At 39.4% G+C, this 231-nt stretch carries 1 protein-coding gene; it reads right to left on the bottom strand.

Annotation, left to right across the window (positions count from 1 at the left end; all coding sequences use genetic code 11):
- Positions 1-231 (bottom strand): hypothetical protein (locus tag RYX56_RS25555; protein ID WP_317124545.1); only part of this gene is annotated, 231 nt, incomplete at both ends.

A 231-nucleotide genomic window follows, 5' to 3' on the forward strand; every position in this document is an offset into this window, starting at 1 on the left:
TTTAGATAATAGCAATTGGCCGCTTTGTTCCATTTCTTGACTGCTTAATGGATCCAATGTTAATGATTGATGATAATTGTCCGAAAAACCACTTAATTTTCCTGTAGCCATCTCATCAGGAATTGGCGGTGGCATTATACCATCGGACTTGGAAATCTGTTCCGGAATTACTAAAGGTTGAGCTTGCGGATAATCATAGGCCCCTACTGTTAAGACTGAGTTTAATTGCTG

The organism is Alkalihalophilus lindianensis, from assembly GCF_032843265.1.
Lineage (GTDB): Bacteria > Bacillota > Bacilli > Bacillales > Bacillaceae_D > Alkalihalophilus > Alkalihalophilus lindianensis.